The following is a 21,783-nucleotide window of genomic DNA, read 5'->3' as shown; positions in this document are numbered from 1 at the left end:
TCGTTTATCCTTTCACACCAATGCACGCTCTGCTTCCAATACGGCTTCAGCAAAAATATCGGCAATCGCATCGATTTGCTCTTCTGTTACAATCAATGGGGGTAAGAAACGCACCACACTTCCATGACGTCCTCCCAATTCCAAGATCAAGCCACGACGGAAACATTCCTGTTGAATCCGTTTTGCCAATGCAGGATGCGCTGGATGACTGCCGATCACATCCGCCGCTTGATCTTTATCCACGATCTCAGCACCAATCATGAGTCCACGGCCACGCACATCCCCGATTGCATTCGCCATTTGTTTGACGGCTTCGAGATGGTTCATCAAACGCTCTCCCATGCGGGCTGCATGTTCTTCCAGTTTGTTTTCCCGCACATAGCGAATGGTCGCCATTCCGGTTGCCATCGCCATCTGGTTGCCACGGAATGTTCCGGAATGGGCTCCTGGTTGCCACTCGTCCAGTGATTCATCATATACAACCACCGATAATGGCAGGGAACCACCAATCGCCTTAGAGAGGATAACAACATCGGGAGTAATGCCAGCATGTTCAAAGGCAAACAACTTCCCTGTCCGTCCCAATCCCGTCTGCACTTCATCCACAATCATCGGGATTCCATGCTTACGTGTCGCTTCCCGTACACGCCTCGTCCATTCATCCGGTGCTGGAATCGCCCCACCTTCTCCCTGTACGATTTCCATAATCAACCCTGCTGGTAGTGGGATACCATTTTCCGGATCAGCCATCGTCCGCTCCACATAGTTGGCTGCGATCTCCGTACCAATCGCACCACCTTGTCCAAAGGGACAACGATAATCATAAGGATAAGGCAAAAAGTGAACATCGGGCATTAGGCTGTTCACCGCATTTTTCGGTCCAATATTACCGGATAAACTTAGCGCTCCGTGCGTCATACCATGAAATCCCCCATGAAAGGAGTACATGCCCCGACGTCCAGTTGCTGTTTTGATCATTTTCATCGCCGCTTCCACCGCATCCGCTCCAGACGGTCCGCAAAATTGAATTTTTGCCCGGTTACTAAAGGATGCTGGCAGACTGGAGAATAACTCTTCTACAAACGCATCTTTCACTGGTGTTGTAATATCTAATGTATGTAATGGTAGATTGGAAGAGAGCACTTCCTGAATGGCTTCATGTTGAACCGGGTGATTGTGTCCCAAAGCGAGTGTACCTGCACCGGCCAAACAATCCAGATAAACTTTGCCCTCCACATCCGTAACATGAATGCCTTTTGCTTCTTTCATCGCAATGGGGATGCGTCGAGGATAGGAACGGGCGTTGGATTCCCTCTTCTCCTGCCGTTGTAAAAAGTGCTCGTTCCCTAATACTTGTGTCTCATTCATACGGATCACTCCTTCAATAATTTTGTAGCTAAGCTATATATCGATAATGAGAATCATTTTCAACAGTCTCTTTTCGTCCCAATATATCACGCTATTTAAGGGATGTAAATGTATATATATTACTGGCTTATAATACTAGTTTAATATCCTGCAAAAAATAAATTGCTAATGAGAATCATTTTCATTATAATAGGGGATGTAAAGATTGGGAAGGGGGAAATCGCAAGATGGAGAAAAAAATGATGGAGTCGATGACGACACTCTTCACCTATAAAGATCCTGAGTTGGGACAGACATTTTCCGTCCGACCGGTATCCTTTACGGAGGATTTACATCTTTTGCATCAATGGATGCATCAACGTCACATCGCTCCTTTTTGGAAATTGGATGTTCCTCTAGAGGAGTTTAAAGAGTACTTTACGAAGTCGTTTCACAACCCTCACCGCCAACATTATATGGTTCTACTCGATGAAGAGCCATTATCGTATATTATGATCTACGAAGTGAAACACGATCACATCAAAGATTACTATGATTACACTGAGACAGACCTAGGGACACATACGGTTATTGGTATGCGCAAACATGTTCATGAAAAATACTTGGTCTCCATTCAAGACATCATGTTGACTTACCTTTTTCATACTCACCCAACTAACCGTATCGTAGGAGAACCCGATGTCGGCAATCGCATCATCGTCCCTGCAGCTAAAAAAAGTGGATTCCGTATCCACAGTCAAATCGAGATGCCCCATAAGAATGCATTCCTAATGATCTGTGAGCGGGACACCTTCTCTAATTGGAAAGAATTAAAAGGTTTGGAGCTATCCAAATGAACTTCTTTCATTCATGATTAACGCACTTTCTGTTCTTCTAAAAAAGAAGAGGCAAATTCCCTTTTCCTACATGAAATAGAGAAAGCCTCTTTCTTTCTGCTTTTTAAGTCCGGTCCGGCAAGGCGGATCAAACACCATTATTCCTTTTATTCGTCTCTTATCCTTCTTGATCAATCGAGTTGGAGAGAAAACAGAAAGGACAGTATTGAAGGAAGGGGATTGAAAAAGATGGAGACAGCATTCCGTCTACTTGAGCAGGAATTTCATGTATACTCGTCCGCTCCAGCCAACCTCGGATACGCCATCGACGCGGACGATTTCGTATCGGGCCAGGCGTTGGATTCCATACTTACCCTACTTGTCAAACAACTCAACCTAACTACACCATCCGTGGTAAATGCCTCTCTGCTAAGTAAGTATTATGCCCGCACCATCTGTGCAGGCTTCTTTTTGATGAGCTATTGCAATCAAGGGATTTCGTTTGCTGCTTCCAATCTCCAAATAGGGGCAACCACAGATGGCAACTTAGCCATAGTGATCAAGAATGCCACTCCTACACCCGCCCCAACAGAAGATCGGCCTGTTTGGCGCTCTCACTGGACAAAGGAGATTTTCGCCAATAACCTCTCTATTTTGTTTCAAGAGATGAAAGAGCGTTACCGTGTCCCCTTATCCACACTATGGGAGAATACATTTGTTTACATAGACTATGGCTATCGCAAGTGGATAGAAGAAGCATCTACGAGCGAAGAAAAAGAAAAACTCGCCTCCGACTTCCGCTTCCTCCTACAAGAAGCAAGTCCTGAACACTTCGGCTATAGCGACAAAAATCCACTTAATCTACATGGGGACTGTCCGCCTGAGCGAACCGAAGAAGGGCTCCCTATGCGGAAAACTTGCTGCCTCTATTACAAAATAACAGAGGATCAATGTTGTCGTAATTGCCCACGTACGATCAGTACGGAGGATGCCTGCTCCACAATGTTTAGCTGAGCAGATAACAACTTGCAAGACACTCTCAGACGAGACAGCCGACTCTTAATTATCTTGACCCGCTGTCAATTCACGTGCCCGTTCGTTGGTTGCCTCAATTGCTTCACGCATAATGTTCCGTAACCCACTTCTCTCTAATACTTCCATCCCAGCAGCTGTCGAACCACCCGGTGAGGTAACTTGATCTCGTAAGTACGCTGGGTCTCCTCCTTCAGTCAGCATCTTTCCCGCACCATAGATCATTTGGGCAACCATCTGATGCGCTACTTCTGCTGACACCCCTACATCCCGCGCCGACTCTTCCAACAACTCTGCCATTCGGTAGATAAAAGCAGAAGCACTTCCCGTAATTGCAGTAAGATCGTGTACTTCTTGTTCACTACAGGACACGCCTTTTCCGATCCCTTCCACGATCATTTCCACCATTTCTTTTTGTTCGGCCGATACGTCCTTATTCCATGTATAAAGCGAGATCGATTCACCCAGATGGGCTGCGGTATTGGGCATCAGCCATGCTACGGCGGCATTGGTCGGTAGATGTTTTTCTAACCGCTGTAGACCGATCCCACCAGCGACGGTGGCAATCAACTGATCCTTAATATGAGGAGCCAAAGCAGTTAAAACCTCAGGATGATGATGAGGGGGCATCGCTAATAGAACCACATCGGCATCAGAAACATGCTCCTGCCAATCGTCCGCTACCACTACCCCATAACGGTCTTCCATCTCTTGAAGACGCTCTTGATTGGAACGATTGGTTACGACAATCTGGCCAACTTTCTCCCTTTGTCGGTTCATCAGTCCGGCGATAATCGCTTCTGCCATGCGGCCCGCACCGATGAAAAGAATGTTTACGCTTTTCATTTTCCATTCCTCCTCTTTTTTCATTCATCTCGATAAACTATCAACCGTATTTAATTACACGCTAAGCATACCGAAGGAGCGAGCGAGAAAGCAACTTGACTACTCCATCCTCCTCCGATCGCTGACTCTACTCGTTTATTTCCTCCTGTTACAATATAATAGAAAGTAAAAGGTATAAGCCATGACGCTTTGTCATGAAGATAAGATGGAGGAGATCCGCATGCAGCCATCAGAAATCCGCAACATCTACTGCGTGGGTCGAAACTACGATGCCCACACAAAAGAGCTAAATAACGAAAGACCTTCTGAACCCCTCTTGTTCACGAAACCTACTCATGCATTAACCTATACAGACGGAGGAACCATCCCCTTTCCCCATGCACAAGGGAGTGTTCATTATGAAGCGGAAGTCGTCGTACATATCGCTCGTCCCTATGAAAAAGGCATGAGAGTAGATGATTGTGTTGATTATCTTTCTCTCGGATTAGATATGACACTTCGTGATCTCCAAACCCAATTGAAAAAGAAAGGGTATCCCTGGCTACCTGCCAAAGGATTTCGCCATTCGGCCATTTTGACTCCCTTCATTCCTTTCCCAGGAGAAAAGAAAAGCCAACAAACTCCTTTCACTTTACATAAAAATAAGCAACTTGTACAAACCGGAAAAATGAGCGAAATGACCTTCTCACTTTCCACTCTGTTAGAGTATAGTGCCACCACCTTTGGTCTGGATCGTGGCGACATTCTTTTTACTGGTACCCCTGCGGGAGTGGGAGAGGTTCACGATGGAGATCAATTTCAATTGTATTGGGGAGAAAAGCTCATGGGAGAGTGCACCATGCGGGGTTCTTCCACTTAACTAGTATCTAAATTGCCAAACGACTATCCAACATGGCGAGGGGATAATAAATGATCATTCGAAGAGCCCTCACTACCGAAGCAAAGCGATTAAGCCACTTAGCACTGGAGTCCAAGTCTTACTGGAACTATAGCGAAACATTTATTCAAGAATGCAAAGAAAATCTTACTATTACTCCAACATATATCGAAAACTATCCTGTCTATGTACTCCAAAACCAAGAGGGAATCATTGGCTTCTTTTCATTCCTCACTAGTTATACGGAAGAAGCAATGCTCGACTTCCTCTACATTCAACCACGATACATTGGCAAAGGATATGGGAAAACTTTGTGGGAAGCACTCATTCAAAAGGCAGGAGAGAAACAAATCCCTTCCTTTACCATAGCAAGTGACCCACATGCCCAAAGATTCTACGAGCGAATGGGTGCGATCAACATTGGAGAAGTCCCTTCAGAAGTATTTCCGGACCGCTCCCTTCCTCTATTGCGAATGATTGTTAGTGAATGAGCCCAAGCCATTCACTAACAACCACCCTCTCTCTACTTTTTTCATGTCTACAAACATCCCTTTCTTATCTTGAAGAAGCATGCTTTAACCCCGGTTTCTCCTCCTCCGCAAAGAACATACTAAGCCCAATCCAGACCACTGCTACGATCAATAATAGAATGGCGATTGTAAAAAAGATAAACTCGTGTCTTACCAACCCAACGGAATATCCTACTATTGCCAGTGATGCGGGTAATCCCGCCTGTTCGATAACACCAAATACACCGAAAACCCTGCCGCGGTACTCATCTCTCACATTTGTTTGCACGTAGGTCATGTTGCTAATGCTAACAAGTGATGAGCCTACACCAAATAGTCCTGCACATATATAGAGAACGAAAGCATGTTGTCCAATTGCAGTCCCAACAATCGTAACGGACATCAGGAGAAGTCCCACTGCTGTATAAAATGATGTATTGAGATTCTTTCCAAACTTGGCTACATACGCGCTAATTATTAGTGATCCCACTGTAATTGCCGAAAAGAAGATCCCGTATTCTTTAGGACCCGCCCCAATCTCCTCCATTCGAAGTGGCATCAGAACTTCCAAGGGGCTGTAGCTAATCATCATCAAACCAAAGATGAAGGGTATGATGAACAACATCTTGGATGAGATTAAATAGCGAAATCCAGCTTTCATCTGCTCTAGTATCCCATCGCTTGTCCTCTCCTCTTTGGACTTTTTCTCAGGAAAGACCATAGCAACAAAACAAAGCGACATCATATAAAAAGATACCCCATTCAGAAAAATAGCGGTGAGCGATCCCATTTCCGCAACCACCCAACCTCCTACAGCAAAGCCCAATAGCGTTGTGATTTGCGCATTCATACTATTGAATGCATTGGCTCGTCCCACTTCCGCTGACGGAACAAGGCGAGGAAGAAGTGAACCAAAGGCAGGGCGATAGAAAACGCCGATTACCCCCATAAGAAAGGCAACAACCAGAATAACATTTACAGAAAGTTGATCCATCCAACCAAAAAAGCAGAGGATGATCATCCCCGTACCACGCAAGATATCTCCCACAACGAGAAGCCTTTTCATCTTCTCGATTCGGTCGATGATCACACCTGCTATAGGGCTAAACAAGTATGGAATCGCAGCCACAGCCATAGTGATAGCTGTATACTTTGCTGTTCCTGTTAATTCCAGTACCAAGTAGGATAAAGCGACAATGTATAACGCTGTTCCCATAAAGGATTGAGCACTACCGACCCAAAACAAAAAGAAATTTCTATTCCATAATTTTTCAACTTCCAATACGAACTCCTCCGGTTGCTTGTAATGACTATTAAAACCATATCAATATGTAATTTAGACCATATTTTATATCTTAACATCTTTTATAACAATACTTTCTATATTCTTTTCTCATATAAAAACGCACAAATCGCCCGATAGGCCATAAGTGCGTCTACATTTCCAACAAAGGTAGGCGTTATCGTTATTGAAGTGTGCTTACTTCCACTTAATATTGCAACCCATACTCGGTTTTTGCTTTTCCGTTACCTCTTTACCGGTCATCACTTGATCAAGCGCAGAACGAAGGGACTCTCCAGTCACGGGTATGCCATTGGAAGGGCGAGAATCATCTAATTGGCCTCGATAAGCACACTTCATGTTCTTGTCAAAGAGATAAAAATCAGGGGTGCATGCTGCTTGATATGCTTTCGCCACTTCCTGTGTCTCATCGAAGAGATAAGAAAAGGGGTAAGCCAACTCCTCAGCTACCTCTTTCATCTTTTCCGGGGAATCATCCGGATACTTATCCACATCATTGGCGTTAATTGCGATAAAAGTAACCCCTTTTGCCTGGTACTCGTTCGCCAAAAGAACCAATTGCTCCTGAACATGCACGACGAATGGACAGTGATTACAGATAAACATGATGACGGTTGCCTTCTCTGATTTAAGCTCAGCGAGGTGCTCGGTTTTCCCTGTTATGGGATTGTACAAGGAAAAAGAGGGAGCCTCTTTCCCCAATGGAAACATATTGGACTCAACTCGCGCCATTACTTTCCTCTCCTTTCTTAAACCGAAAGCTAATTCTTCGGTCCAATCACTCATATAGATTCCCAGATTAAATACAGCTCAATCCTAACACATACCACCTTTAAAAGGTACCGAAAAAAAGCGCCCTTACCGCTTTCCCAGCGATAAGAGCGCTTTTCCTTCATTGGCGGAGAGGGTGGGATTTGAACCCACGGTACGAGGAATACCCGCACAACGGTTTTCGAGACCGCCTCCTTAAGCCACTCGGACACCTCTCCACAAAAGATTATTTAGCCTGACAATACAATATACTACAGGATTACTGACCAAATGTCAAGGATGCGATCCACTTACCTCTTACTTTCCCCGTAACCGTCGAAAAAAGGAAGTGAGTAATTCTGCACACTCCGCTTGCATCACATCAGGAATCACTTCCGTCCGGTGATTAAAACGCGGCTCATCTAACAAGTTCATCAAGGTTCCTGCACATCCCGCCTTGGGATCGGTCGTCCCATAAATCACACGTTCCACCCGTGACTGTACGATCGCCCCCGCGCACATCGGACACGGCTCCAACGTGACATACAAATCACATCCCATTAGTCGCCATCCCCCTAAGCGACTCGCAGCATCACGTATGGCCACCATCTCCGCATGCGCCGTAGGATCGTTCGTCGTTTCACGCAAATTATGACCACGTCCTACGATTTCCCCAGCTCGCACAATCACCGCTCCAATAGGCACCTCTCTGATTGCCTCTGCTCTGCGCGCTTCTACGATCGCTTCTTCCATAAAGACGCGATCATCCACCCTCTCTTGCGCCAAACTCGTCTGATTCTCTTTCTGTAATTCCTTCTTCTTTTCTTCCAACTTCTTGTCGCTCCTCATCTAGGCTTCACATTGATAACAGATTCCGTATATCTCAAACTTGTGACCCGTTATAGCAAATCCTTCCGGCTCTCCTAGCAAGGCATCCATCGGGCACGCATGAATGCGACGGGTCCGTCCACATTCCGTACAGATCAAATGATGGTGATGCCGCTTCTCTCCACAGTTTAAACGATAACGACGTTCACCAATCCACTCCGTTACCTCTAGGATTCCTAGCTTTTCAAATAGGCTCAAGTTGCGATAAACCGTATCCAAGCTAATGCGATCATACTCCTCCTGCATGAGCTCCAGCAATTCCTTAGCCGATACATAACGATCCTGTTCGGCAAAAATTCGCACCATCGATTCTCGTTTTCCTGTATACTTGTACCCTTTTTCTTTTAAAAGGAGAAGTGCCTGTTCCATTCTCATCGTATCGACCCTCTCTTGTTCAAACCCAGCCCCTTTTTTAGCCCGATCACTAGCAGTAATAGGAGAACACCCGTCAACACAATCGTCCCCCCAGATGCCCACTCCAAATAATAAGCTGCCGTCAGTCCACATAGCACCGCCACTTGCGCAAACACCACCGACCACCCTAACAACTGCCGAAAGCTTTGTGCCACCTGGAGCCCTGTTGCAACCGGTAAGGTCATCAGGCCAGACACCAATAAGATACCGACAACACGAATGGAAGCCGTAATGACCAGCGCCACTGCCACCATAAACAATCCATTGATCCATGACTGTGGAATCCCGGACAAGCGCGCATTCTCTTCATCGAAAGAGAGCGCGAATAACTCTTTATAGAAGAGTATCACGACAGCAAGCACAATTCCAGTAGCGACAAGGATTCCCTTCATCTCGCTCGCATCGATCATGAGTATACTTCCGAAGAGGTAGCCAGCCACATCCACATTAAAGCCATCAGCCGCACTGATAAGAACAACGCCTAAGCCAATCCCTGCAGATAATACAATGGGAATCGCTAACTCTTGATAATAATGAAACCAACGGCGTAAGCGCTCCACAAAAAAAGAAGCTGCTACCGAAAAGCCAAGCCCCATATAGAGAGGGCTAAAAACCCAGCCAGGAAAAGACGCTTGCAGATAAAGACCTGCCGCTACTCCCGACAACGTCACATGAGCCAATGCATCAGCAATTAACGAGAGGCGACGTACCATCAAGAAAACCCCGATCAAAGGAGCAATGAGTCCAATCAATATCCCCGCGATGATGGCATGTTGCATAAATTGAAATTCAAATATAGCGTTGATCATTGCATTCTAACCCGCTTTCGTCGTTACTTCCTCACGAATATAGCGGAATCCCATACGCTTTCGCCATGATGGACTCCTTCTTCTCTATAAAATCTTCTACCCTTCCATCATACAGAACCTGCTTGTTTAGGCATACCACACGTTCAGCATAATGAGCGACATCCATCATATCATGCGTAACCAATAAAATCGTCAGCCCCTCACTGTCATGAAGATACTGTAGGCGTTCGTACAATTGCCAGACGGATTCCTGATCCATCCCCACCGTCGGTTCATCCAAGACCAGCCATTCCGGTCCGCTTACCAATGACCGCGCAATCAACACACGCTGTTGTTGTCCACCAGAGAGTTGACCCATGTTCCGTTTCTGATACTCCTGCATGCCTACCTGTTCTAATGCTCGCTCCACTTCCCTCCAATCGCGCTTCTGCAAGCGCCTGAATAGCCCTTTCTTTCCATATAGCCCGGAGGCCACCACTTCGCTGACGGTCGCAGGAAATCCTGCATTAAAACGATTCGCCTTCTGCGAAACATAACCGATACGTGCTCGATCGGTAAATGTTGCGATCGGTTCGCCAAAAACCTTTACCTGGCCCTGACTTGCCTTCATCGCACCGACAGCCAATTGAATCAGGGTAGATTTACCAGATCCATTAGGACCCACAAGGGCAACAAACTCTCCTTGCTCCAAACGCCAATCCACTTGTTCAAGCACGGCTCTTTGCTGATAAGCATGCGAGACACCATTTAACTGACAGATTGTGGTCATCATGACGAAGCCCCCAATGCTTTTCTTAACTGCATAGCATTCTCTTTCATAATCGAGAAATAATCCTCACCTTGCGCTTCTTCTTCTTTCGTCAGTCCTTCTAAGGAATGAAGAGCGCGCGTCTCTACTCCGGTCTCTTGTTGCACAACCGACATCGCTTGTGGATCAGTTAAGGTTTCCACTAATAAAACCTTCACATCATGCTGCCTGATCGCTTTGATTATCTCTTGCAGATCCTGTGCAGATGGTTCGTCCGCAGGCGACAAGCCATGAACGGCAATCTGAGTCCAACCATACCGCTCTGCTAAATGGCCAAACGCCTCATGCGAGGTGACAAACACCTTTTTTTCCGCTCGTTCTGCTATCGTTTGTAGTTCTTGATCCAGCTGATCCAATTGCTTCGCTAATTTTTGATAATTGGCTTCATACTCTTCTTGGTGGTCTGGATCCGCTTGAATAAATGCTTCACAAATCGCCTGCGCCTGTTTCTTTGCCAACAGGGGATCCAACCACACATGGGGATCTTGTGCTCCATGATCATGACCTGCTTCCTCCTGACCTATCGCTGACTCTTCTGAGTGCGCAGAGGAGGACGGCTCATCTTCTCCATGTTCCATTTCTTCTGTTTCATGACCTTCTGTAAACAGAGCGTCAGATGTATTGACGATGACCGTCTCTTTTTCATCAAACAAGGAAGTTGCTTGCTTGGACCAGGATTCAAACCCTCTCCCATTATAGAGAAAAACATCCGCCTGACTCAGACCAGCCATCTCTTTTGCACTCGGTTCATAGTCATGAGGATCTACCCCAGCTGGTACGAGGTTGATCACTTCAACATGCTCTCCTCCCAACTTCGAAGCGAAATCGGCTAATGGATAAAAGCTTGCATACACACGAACCTTACCCTGATCGGCTACCTTATCTTCAGCACATCCACTTAACCCCATAAGCCCGATGATACTAATGCTAAGATAAATAGCGATCAGGGGAACTCGTCTCTTCAATTTTCATTTCCTCCTCAAGCAGATCCGTTCTGTTTTCTATACCATATTACTTATTATAAGTGGGTTGCCCACAAAAGTAAATCGTAATGATTACGTTTTAATCTTTTATTTTTTAGAAAACCCGCTGGTCTATCTCCACACGCCTCGGATGAAAGCTTCCCGTATGGGAGCTTCAGGTTTTCTCGATGCTTGGTTGATGGGCGAGCTTTCACCCTCATCTCATAAAAAAATGCTGCCTGCTAGATCACTCTAGCAAACAGCACTTTCTGTCCACTACTTAAATAAACCAAGGAGTGTCTGACGAATACCCAGGTTACCCGTACCCGGTGCTTTCGCAATGCGTCCTAACGACATCAAGAACATCGCTCCGATGAGGTAGCCCGTAAGAACCCATGCGCTTTTCATCACCATATCCACATCTCCGATAGAAATTGCTGCCCTCAATCCTTCTATTGAGTACGTCATCGGTACGAGTGGATGCACCCACTGAAGGAGGGTTGGCAATAGTTCCGTAGGGTAGGTCCCTCCGCTAGCAGTTAGCTGCAACATCAAAATGAAGATGGCAATAAATCGGCCAAAATCATTAAAGAACAAGACCAATGTCTGATTGATGGCGATAAAGGTGAAGGCCATCAAGATCGTCAGTCCATACAGTGAGAATAACAGCTCTGGCTCAATCCCCAAGCCAAACACGAGCGCGGTGGTCACAATTAACGCTTGACCCAATCCGATTAGAGCACCTACGCCCCATGACAGAGGATGGAAGTTGTCAATGGACGGTCGATGAATGTCTATCACAGTAAATAGCAACATCGCTCCAACCCAAAGTGATAGGGATAAGAAATATGGAGTAAATCCAGTCGCGTAGTTGGGAACAGGATGGATCGAATCCTCTTCCACATCGAGCGGATTAGACATCATATTGGCTTTGTTATCAGATCCCTCTAGGTTTTCGTTTGCTTTTTCTACCCCGCTCTTTAACCCGCTCTCCAACTCACCGCTTCCGTCCTCCAGTTTTTTCGCACCATCCACCAGTTGCTCAGAACCATGGAGCAATTGATTCAATCCTTGTTCCATCTCACCCAATTTGCTCGTTAAGAGCGTCGCGCCATCTTCTAATTCGCTCAAACCGCTCTCCAATTCTTTCACTTGATCCACTTCACCCAGTAATTTATCTACTTTATTTAGCACTTTCTTCATTTCATCCAGCTGCGTTAGAAATCCTTCAAACTCCGTTACAGCGTCTTCTATGAAGTTTCTCTTTTCATGCCAATCTGAGCGCAACTGTTCAAGACTCTTGGTTTCATCCCCTATGCCTACCTCCAACTCCTTGAGATAAGGATCCTCCGCTAATTCGGGATGTTTGTCTAAAAAAGCATCCAGATTTTCTTGCTGTTCCTTGTTTATGTCAATCACTCGTTCCAAATCATCAATGCCTTCATTTATCTCTTTCGAGTTCTTTTCTAGAAGAGTGATGACCTCTCTCGTTTCCGCCATTTTCTTTTCTATTTCAGGGATTTTCGGTTTCAGTTCTTCCTCGATTTCCTTCTCAACATCGGCTACTCCTTGATGGGCCTGCGACAATCCATCTTGAAGTAGGACTGCTCCACTTTGTAATTGGGAAGCGCCATCATCAGCTTCCTTCAGTCCTTCATGCAAATCGATCATCCCGCCATACAATTTTGAAGAGCCCGTATGCAATTGATCGGCACCATCAGCTGCTTCCCCTAGGTCCTCAGCTGCTTTCTCCATCTCCTCAAAAAGGCCCTCTGCATACATTTTGGCTATCTCATGTTCGAGGCTGCTTTCCAACTCACTCACGACTCGTGAACCAATCTGGGTAGAAATATAGTTATACCCTTCGTTCGCATAGTACTGAATCATCGCCGCTTCTGGCTGCACTTCCGTCACACTGGCTGCATGTTGCGAAAAATTTTCGGGTATCAGAATACCTAGGTAGTAGCGATTCTGCTCAAACCCTTCTTCCATTTGTTCACGAGTAACGAATTCCCAATAAGCATCATCATTATCCTTCAGTTGTTCAACGAGTTCGTCTCCTGCGTTAAAGGTTTCCCCGTTCATGCTACTTCCAATATCCTCATTAACCACCGCAATCGGTAGGTTTTTTATATGGTCATATGGATCAAAAAAGGCCCATAAATAAATGTAGCTATACATAAGCGGGATCATCATAATCCCTAACAATCCCAAGCGTAACTTTTGACTTTGAAGCATATTTGGCAAATGCAATGCCGGGAAGTATTTTTGTTTTGTCTTTTTCAAGGAAACCCTCCTTTGCAGATAGTATTTACGAGTACAGTCTAACCATGATAAAACTGACTGGTCAGTACAGTTTATTATAGTACATATCCAAATATCTTCGCAATCACCCATTCGTCATTTTAAAGCGAAAAAAAGAAAGTATTTATCTCCTTTCCTCTTGAAGAACACCCTTTAATATGAACCGTTCTAAAGAGTCGATCAGTCGTGGAGCAGCTTCTATCCTGAGCTGTTTTTCATCTTGTTCTGGTTTTTTTAAAAGTTCCTGCAAAACTGCCACACTAACAGCACCGAAAATAGAGTAAGCCGTTTCCGTCGTCTTCACTTCAGTGAACGAGCCCGACTTCACTCCTTGTTGGAGCACCTCCTCAATTAAAGTAACATATTCACGGATATGTGTACGAAAATCATCCTGGCGCTTGGCTGAACCCCATACTTCACTTAACAACAGTCGGGCAAATTTGTTGTGTTCGACAAAATAGTGCACTTGCGATGTGATCAATTTCTTCACTTTTTCTTGTGGGTTTGTCACCGACTCCACTTGTCTACGTATCCCATCCACCAGAGATTCCATACCTTCGTCCATCATTGCCACAAATAACTCTTCTTTGCTGGTAAAGTGATAGTAAAGAGTCCCTTTAGCTACACCTGCACGCTTAGCGATATCATCCATTTTCGTTTTATCAAATCCGCTATTAGCAAAAACATCTACAGCAGCAACAAATATTTGCTCGATGGTTTCGTGTCTCATATTTCATCTCCTTCCACTGCCCCTGCACAGATAAAAAAAGGCCTCGATTCCAAGGGATCGAAGCGGTTAAAATGATGGCGCACCCGAGAGGATTCGAACCTCCGACACGCGGTTTAGGAAACCACTGCTCTATCCCCTGAGCTACGGGCGCACGTGATTCTTATTATATCATGTTCCCATCACCCATACAATGAAGGGACGGTTGTGCCTAACTTCCTCTTCACCATAATCAGTTGAGCTTTTACACAAAGCAAAGAATAGAAGAAAGGAGATAGAAGCAAGAAAGCAAAGAATTTTTTCCTCTATATTTTCAAAGCTTCTGCTCATCTCCTATCTGATCCACCACCCTTTGACGTTCGTTTTCCTCCATACTCTCTTCTTGTAGGCTCCTCCCCTCGCCAAAGGTAGATAACACATCAATCGTATGAAAAGAGAAATTCCCGTCCTTCATTTTCATACACTATAGAACTTCACTACTCTCTATGTCTTCTTTGCTTGCGCCAAGTGATTTTCTTACGCCTTCTTCGCTGGTATCGCTCCGGTAGATCCAGAAGCAACCGGAACAACGAAAGGAGAGCCACGACCAGTTGAATCCACCGTTCCATCTTCATCCCCACCTTTTGATGAACGTGCTTAGCTCTATTATAGAACGTTAGTTCTATTTAACCAAGCCATTCGACAAAATAGTAGGATTTTTTTAAGGTTATTTAATCCTTATTCCTTGGTTCCTTATCCAGCGATCCATCTGAATCAAGTAAGCAAAAAACTGTGGAACATTCATCAGCTGTCCGAACCATGGCATATGAGCCTTGGATAAATTAGAGGCGGCAAAACGGCGAATCTCTTCACTGTTTACCAAGGGTAATAGAGGCGAGTCCGTATCTTTTAAGAGTTGAACCGCTTGTTCTCGCACGGTATTTAAATATGCAGGATGATGTGTCTTCGGGAAAGGACTTTTTTTCCGTGTACGTACATCTTCAGGTAAAAGCCCCTTCACCGCACGACGCAACAATCCTTTCGCTTGCCCATCCAGTGTCTTCATTGACCAAGGTACATTCCAAACATACTCGACCAGGCGGTGATCACAAAAAGGAACCCGTACTTCCAACCCAACCGCCATACTCATTCGATCCTTGCGATCCAATAATGTGGGCATCCAACGAGTCAAGTTGAGATAAAAAAGTTGCCGCATACGTTGCTCTTGTGGGGATTCTGTCTCCATCAGAGGCACCTCATCCAATGCTTCTTGATAACGTGCCTTCACATACTCCACTGGGTGAATTCTCTTCTTTACCTCTGGAGAGAGAAAACGCAAACGCTCATCCAATAATCTCGCCCAAGGGAAGGTTGTGGCATGAACCATTTCTTCACGATGAAACCACGGATAGCCCCCAAATACTTCATCCGCACATTCTCCAGAAAGCACAACGGTTGCTTTTTTCTTGATTTCACGGCAAAAAAGCAGTAATGACCCATCAATATCTGCCATTCCAGGTAAATCACGCGCATCTGTCGCCCAGATAAGCGAGTCGGCAAGTTGCTTAGTATCCAGTAAAATTGGATGGTGATGGCTACCGAGAGCATCTACCATTCGCTTCACCCAGGGGGCATCTGAATTGGGCTGGAACTCATTCTCAGAAAAATAACGGTCATTGTCCTGATAATCAACGGAGAAGGTATGAAGCGCTCCTTTTCCTTCTTCGCTGAAGACATGTGCAGTACAGGCAGAAATCGTGCTAGAATCCAATCCTCCGGATAACATGGTGCCCACCGGAACATCCGATACCAGCTGCCGCTCAATGGCATCCTTAACGAGAAAGCGTACGCGCTCGATCGTCGTATCTAAGTCGTCTGTATGCTCCTTACTCTCCAATTTCCAATAAGCTTGCTTCTTGATCCCTTCTTGACTGACACGCATCCAATGCCCTGGGCGTAGTTCTTCCATACCACGAAAAATACCATGACTAGGTGTACGCGCAGGTCCGAGTGCCAAGATCTCCGCCAGTCCTTCTTCCTCAACAATCGGCTCAACTGTCGGGTGATCAAGTAGTGCCTTCAACTCGGACGCAAACAAGAAACGCCCTCCACTAGCGGTGAAGAAAAGGGGTTTGACACCGATACGATCTCGCGCCAAAAAGAGTTGCCGTTCCCGTTCATCCCATATAGCAAAAGCAAATATTCCATTTAAGTACTGAGGACAATCCAATCCCCACTCAGCATAAGCGGCTAAAATTAATTCGGTATCGGAACGGCTAGATAAAGGATATCGGCTTTTTAGTTGTCGTTCCAACTCCGTCATATTATAAAGTTCCCCATTATACGTAATAACCAGATTTCGCCCACCAAATGTGCGTACCATCGGCTGGGTTCCGCCTTCCGGGTCGATGACGGTGAGGCGTCGATGAGCCAAAGCAACGTGGGTTGATAACCACATGCCTTCCGCGTCCGGTCCACGATGGGCTTGTGTTCGATTCATACTCTCGATAACTGAACGTTGTTGACTGACATCATCCTGCCAGTCTAACCATCCACAAATTCCACACATCTATAAAAACCTCCCCGCCCACGGGATTTTCGCCCATGTCGATCGCTGTTCCCTTTCATATTATGAAGACAGGAACCCAGGGGTTCTTAATAATGTTTGAAAAGGCACGATATAACTCGTTCGCCCTCACTTCCATTGGATCTAATGTCATAAGATAATGCAATAAAAGAAACTAATTTCTCCCTACTTTCGTATGATGAATAGGACGATAAGTAGCGGACAAGGAGACACTAATCTTGCCTATCACAAAGAAAGAAAAAGTCCTGATCATTGGAGATCCTGGAATTGATGATGCGCTCTCTTTTATGTATGCATTTCTAAACCCTCGTATTGAGATTGTTGGGATTGTCGCAAGCTATGGAAATATCCCACTTGCAGAAGCGATCCGCAATTATAAATTTCTTCTACGGTTAACCAAGTTAAACGTTCCTTTAATCATTGGCCCGAAAAAACCCTTAAGTGGTATAGAACCCACTTTTGCTACTGATTTTCATGGACCTGCTGGCTTTGGTCCTTTCGTGATCCCTGATCTTCCCTATCCGCTATTGCCTTTCGAATTTATCTTTACCCTCATTAATAAATTTGGTAGTGAATTAAACATTGTAGCAACCGGACCACAAACCCCACTTGCACTAGCCGATATCTTAAACGGAACTAGCCTACGTAAAGTGAAGAGTATAACGATTATGGGTGGAGCTTACCTTGTACCAGGAAATATAACGGATATTGCTGAATTTAATTTCTTTATCGATCCACCTGCAGCAGATATTGTCTTGCAACAATTACCCCGCGTCACTGATATTCCGTTAAATGTAACAATGGAGCAAGCACTCATTCCTGAAAGCATCATTGAGATTCTATCTACAAAAAGGGTTAATCCTTTCTCTCCTTTTATTGGACCCCTCTTAACGTTCTTCTTGCGTGCCAATGAAAACGCTTGCCCCGGTATTGCAGGAACACCCGTGCACGATCTCGTCGCTATGGCATCCTTGGTTCGTCCCGATCTCTTTACTTTTGTGAAAAGAGAAGCGCGTGTCGTGCGAGATGAAGGTATAGCCAAAGGGGAGAGTATTGCTGATTTTCGTCTAAGTGCCAGGGTTGCCCCCATGAACCCCACCAAAACCGATCGAATCGCCATCGCCATCGATGTAAAAGGATTTCTAATAGATTTCGTACGAATTTTAACGTTACCGTTTCCCACAATAAACAAAAGAGCCCATGTTGTACCGAAGAAAAGGAATCCAAAAGCGAAAATAGCCACGTGATGCGCTTATAGCACGAGATAAGTAGGTAATGAGAAACGTGGAAACGTATTTGAAACGACGGCTTTGATATTCTTTTGGTTAGGTGTATAAGAAATAATGGGATAACCATAACAAGAGGGTGAACAATTCACTTCTATCCTGCTAGGCAAGGAAAGTACAGTATTATCGGGATTGAAAAATCAATAGAAACGAGATTAAATCAGGTAAACTTCTATTGATCACTGTACATCTGCTCTCTATATCAAAAACGCCCCTATCGCATTTCCGCGATAAGAGCGTTTTCGTCTTTCCCTATCAGTTGGCGGAGAGGGTGGGATTCGAACCCACGGAGGGCGTGAACCCTCGGCGGTTTTCAAGACCGCTGCCTTAAACCTCTCGACCACCTCTCCAGAACCTATAACCTAATTAGATATTATAAAGATAAGGAAAAGAAAAGTCAAGGAAGTTCTACATCGATAGATTGCTATATCCACTAACCTCATATACTTCCTATAGTCGCAAGAGGCATGGTAAAATAGCTCGTTTAAGCAGTATCTCTTTCTCATTATGTATAAAAGTATGCTTTCTATTTTAACTATCTTACTATACAAAAATAAGTGTAGCAGTCAATTCCAACCTATGGTATCATTTCTTCAACGTCTAAGAAGGAGTGATCCGATTATGTCGATTGCTGTTCTCTACGGGGGAACACGAAAAAATGGTAATACCGAAACTTTAACCGAATGGGCCATTTCCGAATTGGATACGGAAAAAATATATCTTACCGATTACAATATCCAACCGATTAAAGATCAGCGACATGAGCCAGCTGGTTTTACTCCGGTTGATGATGACTATGATTCGATTATTGATCGGGTGCTTCCCCATCATATTTTAATCTTCTCTACCCCTATCTATTGGTATGGGATGACTGGGATTATGAAGAACTTCGTTGATCGTTGGTCACAAACCATGCGTGATGACCGCTATCCCAATTTTCGCCAGCGTATGGGTGAAAAGAAAGCGTATGTGATTACCACCGGAGGCCCCGATTCCACCATTGTCGGACTACCCATGATCCAACAATTTCAATATATCTTTGATTTTATGGGCATCTCCTTCGAAGAATATGTCATCGGTCATGGAGGGCGACCAGGGGACATCCTCGAAGATAAGCAAGCGCAGTTTGCCGCCAAGCAGTTGCAAGCCAAACTGTCAGAGCAACTCACTCATTTTTAAAGCGAAGCCCCGTAAACCTTCACCTTCGCACTCCTTCATCTTGCCTCGCAAAAGGAGAGCTTAAATAACCCTAAACACGAAAAAAGTGACTTGATCCCATTGACGAGGATCAAGTCACTTTTTATCAACCTACCTAGCTGCTTCTTGTCTCTATCTATATCCATACTCCTTTCGGAAACACCAGCTTGCTTCCTCAATATGGATAACTAAACTATATCTCAACACCCAATTTCTTCATTATAGTCAAACCGGAGCCCTATTCCTATCATCAACAGACTGCATCATACTACCAACGAGCAGCCCACGCTTCCACTTCTACCTTCAATGACTCATCCGCTAAGGCAGATACGTATGCCATCGTTGTCGACGGTGGGTTTCCCCCGTGAAATTGACTCCACATCTGGCGAAACTTATCCCTGTCGATCGATTCCGTTAACCAGATATTCACCTTCACAATATCCTCTGCGGAGACTCCTTCTTCCTGCAATATATGAAGGATATTTTGTAGTGCATGGCTCATCTGCTCTTCCACACTGGTGGGGATATTTCCTGCTGGATCATTTCCCACCTGACCGGAGAGAACCAATAAATCGGCTCCTTTTGGAATAACAGTGAGGTGGCTATATGCTCCTACTGGTGGTGCCACAGACTGAGGGTTCTTTCTTGTTATGTTCATGCTCATTCCCCCACTTCTCTTCCTAAAAAACTTCCTATTGAAGACTCCAACAACCCTATATGCCCTCTATTTTGACTGGATACGCTCCAATCCGCCCATATACGGCCTTAACACTTCCGGGATAAGGATGCTTCCGTCTTCTTGCTGATGATTCTCCAACAGTGCAGCCATCGTACGACCAATGGCTAAGCCGGAACCATTGAGGGTATGCACAAATTCAGGGCGCGCATTGGGCTCTCGCCGGAAACGAATGCTTGCCCTCCGCGCTTGAAAGTCCTCAAAGTTACTACACGATGAAATCTCACGATAGGTCTCCGAGCTGGGAATCCAGACTTCTAGATCATACTTCATCGCCGCAGTAAAACCGAGATCAGCTGTGCACATCTTCACCACTCGATAAGGCAACTCTAGTAGTTGCAACACTTTCTCCGCATGGCCTACCAATTCTTCCAACACGGTATACGATTCTTCTGGACGAACAAAATGCACGAGTTCTACCTTGTTAAATTGGTGCTGACGAATAAGACCGCGTGTGTCCCGACCCGCTGCTCCCGCCTCTGAGCGGAAGTTGGCACTATACGCTGCATAGCGGAGAGGAAGCTCTTCGCTCGTCAATATCTCCTCGCGGTGGTAGTTGGTTACAGGTACTTCTGCTGTTGGAATCAAGTAGTAACCATTATTATCAATTTCGAAGGCATCCTCGGCAAACTTCGGCAGTTGTCCGGTTCCTAGCATGCTATCTGGATTCACCAGGTAGGGAGGAATCATCTCCGTATAACCATGTTGGCTCGTATGTAGATCCAACATAAAGGAGATCAACGCCCGTTCCAATTTTGCTCCTGCACCTTTATAGAAGACAAAACGTGATCCCGTCACTTTACTCGCTCGCTCAAAGTCGAGCATTTCTAACGCGGTGCCTGTTTCCCAGTGTGGTTTTGGTGTAAACGAAAAAGTAGGGAGGTCACCCCAATGACGAACGGGGACATTCTCTTCCTCACTTTCACCAATAGGAACACTTTCATGAGGCAAATTGGGAAGTTGCAGTAAAATGGTTTCCAACTTTTCTTCCACTGAGCGCAACTCTTCGTCGAGTTCCTTGATGGTTTCTCCCACTTGCCTCATTTCCGTAATTTTATCTTGAGCATCCTCTTTTGCTTTCTTTAGTTCGGCTATTTCCCGGGAAACAACATTGCGCTTATTCTTTAGCTGTTCGTTTTCTTGCAGAATTTGGCGGCGTCGCTGATCCAGTAACTGAAATTGATCCAATCCCTCAATCTCTTCCCCACGATTTTTCAGCTTCTCTTTCACTTCTGCAAACTGATTACGCAACAATTTGCTATCTAGCATGTTAAGCGCCTCCTTTTTTTGTCATTCGAAAGAAAAATAAGCACCACAAGCATTCCATCCAAAGGGACGGAAGGCCCGTGGTGCCACCCTTTTTAGCTCGCTTACCCTATCAGTAAACGAAACTCACTTTCTTAACAGAGATAACGGTCTGCTACCGGTATCGTTTAAACAAGAGATCCCTTGTTGTACACGTACAGCTCCGAGGGGGATTCACCAACGTGCGGGACGGTTCGCACCCTCCACCGCCTCTCTGTTTCTCCGCTCCAGTCGGTTACTCTTCCTCTTTGACGCTTTTCGCTATTCCTTCTTTTACGCTT

At 45.2% G+C, this 21,783-nt stretch carries 22 protein-coding genes, 3 tRNA genes and 1 other annotated feature; of the genes, 6 read left to right on the top strand and 19 right to left on the bottom strand.

Annotation, left to right across the window (positions count from 1 at the left end):
- Window positions 1-12 precede the first annotated feature (12 nt).
- A complete protein-coding gene (locus AC6RGY_RS09800; protein ID WP_499862417.1) occupies window positions 13-1,368 on the bottom strand; it encodes an aspartate aminotransferase family protein in 1,356 nt (451 codons plus the stop codon).
- 227 nt (window positions 1,369-1,595) lie between these two features.
- Between AC6RGY_RS09800 and AC6RGY_RS09795 the strand changes: the two genes are divergently transcribed.
- Together AC6RGY_RS09795 and AC6RGY_RS09790 are read left to right on the top strand one after the other, a co-directional pair.
- A complete protein-coding gene (locus AC6RGY_RS09795; protein WP_499862415.1) occupies window positions 1,596-2,204 on the top strand; it encodes a GNAT family N-acetyltransferase in 609 nt (202 codons plus the stop codon).
- Between the two features lie 228 nt (window positions 2,205-2,432).
- Window positions 2,433-3,197, top strand: a complete 765-nt coding sequence (locus AC6RGY_RS09790) for a hypothetical protein (protein ID WP_499862413.1) — start codon at window positions 2,433-2,435, stop codon at window positions 3,195-3,197.
- Between the two features lie 45 nt (window positions 3,198-3,242).
- On the opposite strand, the gene proC is transcribed toward AC6RGY_RS09790, so the two are convergent.
- The gene (gene proC / locus AC6RGY_RS09785) at window positions 3,243-4,061 is read right to left on the bottom strand and encodes a pyrroline-5-carboxylate reductase (RefSeq protein ID WP_499862411.1); all 819 of its coding nucleotides are present in this window, start codon (window positions 4,059-4,061) and stop codon (window positions 3,243-3,245) included.
- Window positions 4,062-4,281: 220 nt separating this feature from the next.
- Between proC and AC6RGY_RS09780 the strand changes: the two genes are divergently transcribed.
- Window positions 4,282-4,920 (top strand): fumarylacetoacetate hydrolase family protein, encoded by a 639-nt coding sequence (locus tag AC6RGY_RS09780; protein WP_499862410.1) that lies wholly within the window; start codon window positions 4,282-4,284, stop codon window positions 4,918-4,920.
- A gap of 50 nt (window positions 4,921-4,970) precedes the next feature.
- Window positions 4,971-5,429, top strand: a complete 459-nt coding sequence (locus AC6RGY_RS09775; protein WP_499862408.1) for a GNAT family N-acetyltransferase — start codon at window positions 4,971-4,973, stop codon at window positions 5,427-5,429.
- A 64-nt stretch (window positions 5,430-5,493) separates the two neighbouring features.
- On the opposite strand, the gene AC6RGY_RS09770 is transcribed toward AC6RGY_RS09775, so the two are convergent.
- The 14 genes from AC6RGY_RS09770 to asnB form a co-directional block, all read right to left on the bottom strand.
- A complete protein-coding gene (locus AC6RGY_RS09770) occupies window positions 5,494-6,729 on the bottom strand; it encodes an MFS transporter (RefSeq protein ID WP_499862406.1) in 1,236 nt (411 codons plus the stop codon).
- Window positions 6,730-6,927: 198 nt separating this feature from the next.
- Window positions 6,928-7,482, bottom strand: coding sequence for a thioredoxin family protein (locus tag AC6RGY_RS09765; RefSeq protein ID WP_499862404.1), 555 nt, complete (start codon window positions 7,480-7,482; stop codon window positions 6,928-6,930).
- A 164-nt stretch (window positions 7,483-7,646) separates the two neighbouring features.
- Window positions 7,647-7,739, bottom strand: a tRNA-Ser gene (locus AC6RGY_RS09760).
- A 79-nt stretch (window positions 7,740-7,818) separates the two neighbouring features.
- The gene (gene tadA / locus AC6RGY_RS09755; RefSeq protein WP_499862485.1) at window positions 7,819-8,286 is read right to left on the bottom strand and encodes a tRNA adenosine(34) deaminase TadA; all 468 of its coding nucleotides are present in this window, start codon (window positions 8,284-8,286) and stop codon (window positions 7,819-7,821) included.
- 63 nt (window positions 8,287-8,349) lie between these two features.
- Window positions 8,350-8,763 (bottom strand): Fur family transcriptional regulator, encoded by a 414-nt coding sequence (locus tag AC6RGY_RS09750; RefSeq protein WP_499862401.1) that lies wholly within the window; start codon window positions 8,761-8,763, stop codon window positions 8,350-8,352.
- On the bottom strand, window positions 8,760-9,611 hold the full coding sequence (locus AC6RGY_RS09745) for a metal ABC transporter permease (RefSeq protein ID WP_499862399.1): 852 nt from the start codon (window positions 9,609-9,611) through the stop codon (window positions 8,760-8,762). The genes AC6RGY_RS09750 and AC6RGY_RS09745 overlap by 4 nt, the downstream gene beginning before the upstream one ends.
- Window positions 9,612-9,642: 31 nt before the next feature.
- Window positions 9,643-10,380, bottom strand: a complete 738-nt coding sequence (locus AC6RGY_RS09740; RefSeq protein ID WP_499862482.1) for a metal ABC transporter ATP-binding protein — start codon at window positions 10,378-10,380, stop codon at window positions 9,643-9,645.
- A complete protein-coding gene (locus AC6RGY_RS09735; RefSeq protein WP_499862397.1) occupies window positions 10,380-11,384 on the bottom strand; it encodes a metal ABC transporter substrate-binding protein in 1,005 nt (334 codons plus the stop codon). Before AC6RGY_RS09735 ends, AC6RGY_RS09740 begins: the two co-directional genes overlap by 1 nt.
- A 273-nt stretch (window positions 11,385-11,657) precedes the next feature.
- The gene (locus AC6RGY_RS09730; RefSeq protein ID WP_499862395.1) at window positions 11,658-13,667 is read right to left on the bottom strand and encodes a YhgE/Pip family protein; all 2,010 of its coding nucleotides are present in this window, start codon (window positions 13,665-13,667) and stop codon (window positions 11,658-11,660) included.
- A gap of 142 nt (window positions 13,668-13,809) precedes the next feature.
- Window positions 13,810-14,415, bottom strand: a complete 606-nt coding sequence (locus tag AC6RGY_RS09725) for a TetR/AcrR family transcriptional regulator (protein ID WP_499862393.1) — start codon at window positions 14,413-14,415, stop codon at window positions 13,810-13,812.
- Window positions 14,416-14,490: 75 nt separating this feature from the next.
- A tRNA-Arg gene (locus AC6RGY_RS09720) sits at window positions 14,491-14,566 on the bottom strand.
- A 159-nt stretch (window positions 14,567-14,725) separates the two neighbouring features.
- Window positions 14,726-14,872, bottom strand: coding sequence for a hypothetical protein (locus tag AC6RGY_RS09715; RefSeq protein ID WP_499862391.1), 147 nt, complete (start codon window positions 14,870-14,872; stop codon window positions 14,726-14,728).
- A 16-nt stretch (window positions 14,873-14,888) separates the two neighbouring features.
- A complete protein-coding gene (locus AC6RGY_RS09710; protein WP_499862389.1) occupies window positions 14,889-15,020 on the bottom strand; it encodes a hypothetical protein in 132 nt (43 codons plus the stop codon).
- Between the two features lie 98 nt (window positions 15,021-15,118).
- Complete coding sequence (gene asnB, locus AC6RGY_RS09705; protein WP_499862387.1) at window positions 15,119-16,960, bottom strand: asparagine synthase (glutamine-hydrolyzing); 1,842 nt, start codon at window positions 16,958-16,960, stop codon at window positions 15,119-15,121.
- A 236-nt stretch (window positions 16,961-17,196) separates the two neighbouring features.
- Between asnB and AC6RGY_RS09700 the strand changes: the two genes are divergently transcribed.
- A complete protein-coding gene (locus tag AC6RGY_RS09700; RefSeq protein WP_499862385.1) occupies window positions 17,197-18,225 on the top strand; it encodes a nucleoside hydrolase in 1,029 nt (342 codons plus the stop codon).
- 299 nt (window positions 18,226-18,524) lie between these two features.
- Here AC6RGY_RS09700 and AC6RGY_RS09695 read toward each other — a convergent pair.
- Window positions 18,525-18,614: transfer RNA gene (locus AC6RGY_RS09695), tRNA-Ser, on the bottom strand.
- Window positions 18,615-18,885: 271 nt separating this feature from the next.
- On the opposite strand from AC6RGY_RS09695, the gene AC6RGY_RS09690 reads away from it, so the two are divergent.
- Window positions 18,886-19,443, top strand: coding sequence for a flavodoxin family protein (locus AC6RGY_RS09690; protein ID WP_499862383.1), 558 nt, complete (start codon window positions 18,886-18,888; stop codon window positions 19,441-19,443).
- A gap of 286 nt (window positions 19,444-19,729) precedes the next feature.
- On the opposite strand, the gene AC6RGY_RS09685 is transcribed toward AC6RGY_RS09690, so the two are convergent.
- Together AC6RGY_RS09685 and serS are read right to left on the bottom strand one after the other, a co-directional pair.
- Window positions 19,730-20,119, bottom strand: a complete 390-nt coding sequence (locus tag AC6RGY_RS09685; protein WP_499862381.1) for a RidA family protein — start codon at window positions 20,117-20,119, stop codon at window positions 19,730-19,732.
- Between the two features lie 66 nt (window positions 20,120-20,185).
- Window positions 20,186-21,466: a serine--tRNA ligase gene (gene serS / locus AC6RGY_RS09680; protein WP_499862378.1), complete on the bottom strand. Its 1,281-nt coding sequence runs from the start codon at window positions 21,464-21,466 to the stop codon at window positions 20,186-20,188.
- Window positions 21,467-21,525: 59 nt separating this feature from the next.
- Window positions 21,526-21,763: a binding site (T-box leader), on the bottom strand.
- Window positions 21,764-21,783 lie beyond the last annotated feature (20 nt).

This window comes from Mechercharimyces mesophilus (assembly GCF_059818345.1).
This window is presented reverse-complemented; position numbering and strand designations above follow the sequence as displayed.

Excerpts from the sequence above, each read along its gene's own strand:
- AC6RGY_RS09800 (WP_499862417.1), bottom strand. The coding sequence starts at position 1,368 with ATGAATGAGACACAAGTATTAGGGAACGAGCACTTTTTACAACGGCAG.
- AC6RGY_RS09795 (WP_499862415.1), top strand. The coding sequence starts at position 1,596 with ATGGAGAAAAAAATGATGGAGTCGATGACGACACTCTTCACCTATAAA.
- AC6RGY_RS09790 (WP_499862413.1), top strand. The coding sequence starts at position 2,433 with ATGGAGACAGCATTCCGTCTACTTGAGCAGGAATTTCATGTATACTCG.
- proC (WP_499862411.1), bottom strand. The coding sequence starts at position 4,061 with ATGAAAAGCGTAAACATTCTTTTCATCGGTGCGGGCCGCATGGCAGAA.
- AC6RGY_RS09780 (WP_499862410.1), top strand. The coding sequence starts at position 4,282 with ATGCAGCCATCAGAAATCCGCAACATCTACTGCGTGGGTCGAAACTAC.
- AC6RGY_RS09775 (WP_499862408.1), top strand. The coding sequence starts at position 4,971 with ATGATCATTCGAAGAGCCCTCACTACCGAAGCAAAGCGATTAAGCCAC.
- AC6RGY_RS09765 (WP_499862404.1), bottom strand. The coding sequence starts at position 7,482 with ATGGCGCGAGTTGAGTCCAATATGTTTCCATTGGGGAAAGAGGCTCCC.
- AC6RGY_RS09750 (WP_499862401.1), bottom strand. The coding sequence starts at position 8,763 with ATGAGAATGGAACAGGCACTTCTCCTTTTAAAAGAAAAAGGGTACAAG.
- AC6RGY_RS09745 (WP_499862399.1), bottom strand. The coding sequence starts at position 9,611 with ATGATCAACGCTATATTTGAATTTCAATTTATGCAACATGCCATCATC.
- AC6RGY_RS09740 (WP_499862482.1), bottom strand. The coding sequence starts at position 10,380 with ATGACCACAATCTGTCAGTTAAATGGTGTCTCGCATGCTTATCAGCAA.
- AC6RGY_RS09725 (WP_499862393.1), bottom strand. The coding sequence starts at position 14,415 with ATGAGACACGAAACCATCGAGCAAATATTTGTTGCTGCTGTAGATGTT.
- AC6RGY_RS09715 (WP_499862391.1), bottom strand. The coding sequence starts at position 14,872 with ATGAAAATGAAGGACGGGAATTTCTCTTTTCATACGATTGATGTGTTA.
- AC6RGY_RS09710 (WP_499862389.1), bottom strand. The coding sequence starts at position 15,020 with ATGGAACGGTGGATTCAACTGGTCGTGGCTCTCCTTTCGTTGTTCCGG.
- asnB (WP_499862387.1), bottom strand. The coding sequence starts at position 16,960 with ATGTGTGGAATTTGTGGATGGTTAGACTGGCAGGATGATGTCAGTCAA.
- AC6RGY_RS09690 (WP_499862383.1), top strand. The coding sequence starts at position 18,886 with ATGTCGATTGCTGTTCTCTACGGGGGAACACGAAAAAATGGTAATACC.
- AC6RGY_RS09685 (WP_499862381.1), bottom strand. The coding sequence starts at position 20,119 with ATGAACATAACAAGAAAGAACCCTCAGTCTGTGGCACCACCAGTAGGA.
- serS (WP_499862378.1), bottom strand. The coding sequence starts at position 21,466 with ATGCTAGATAGCAAATTGTTGCGTAATCAGTTTGCAGAAGTGAAAGAG.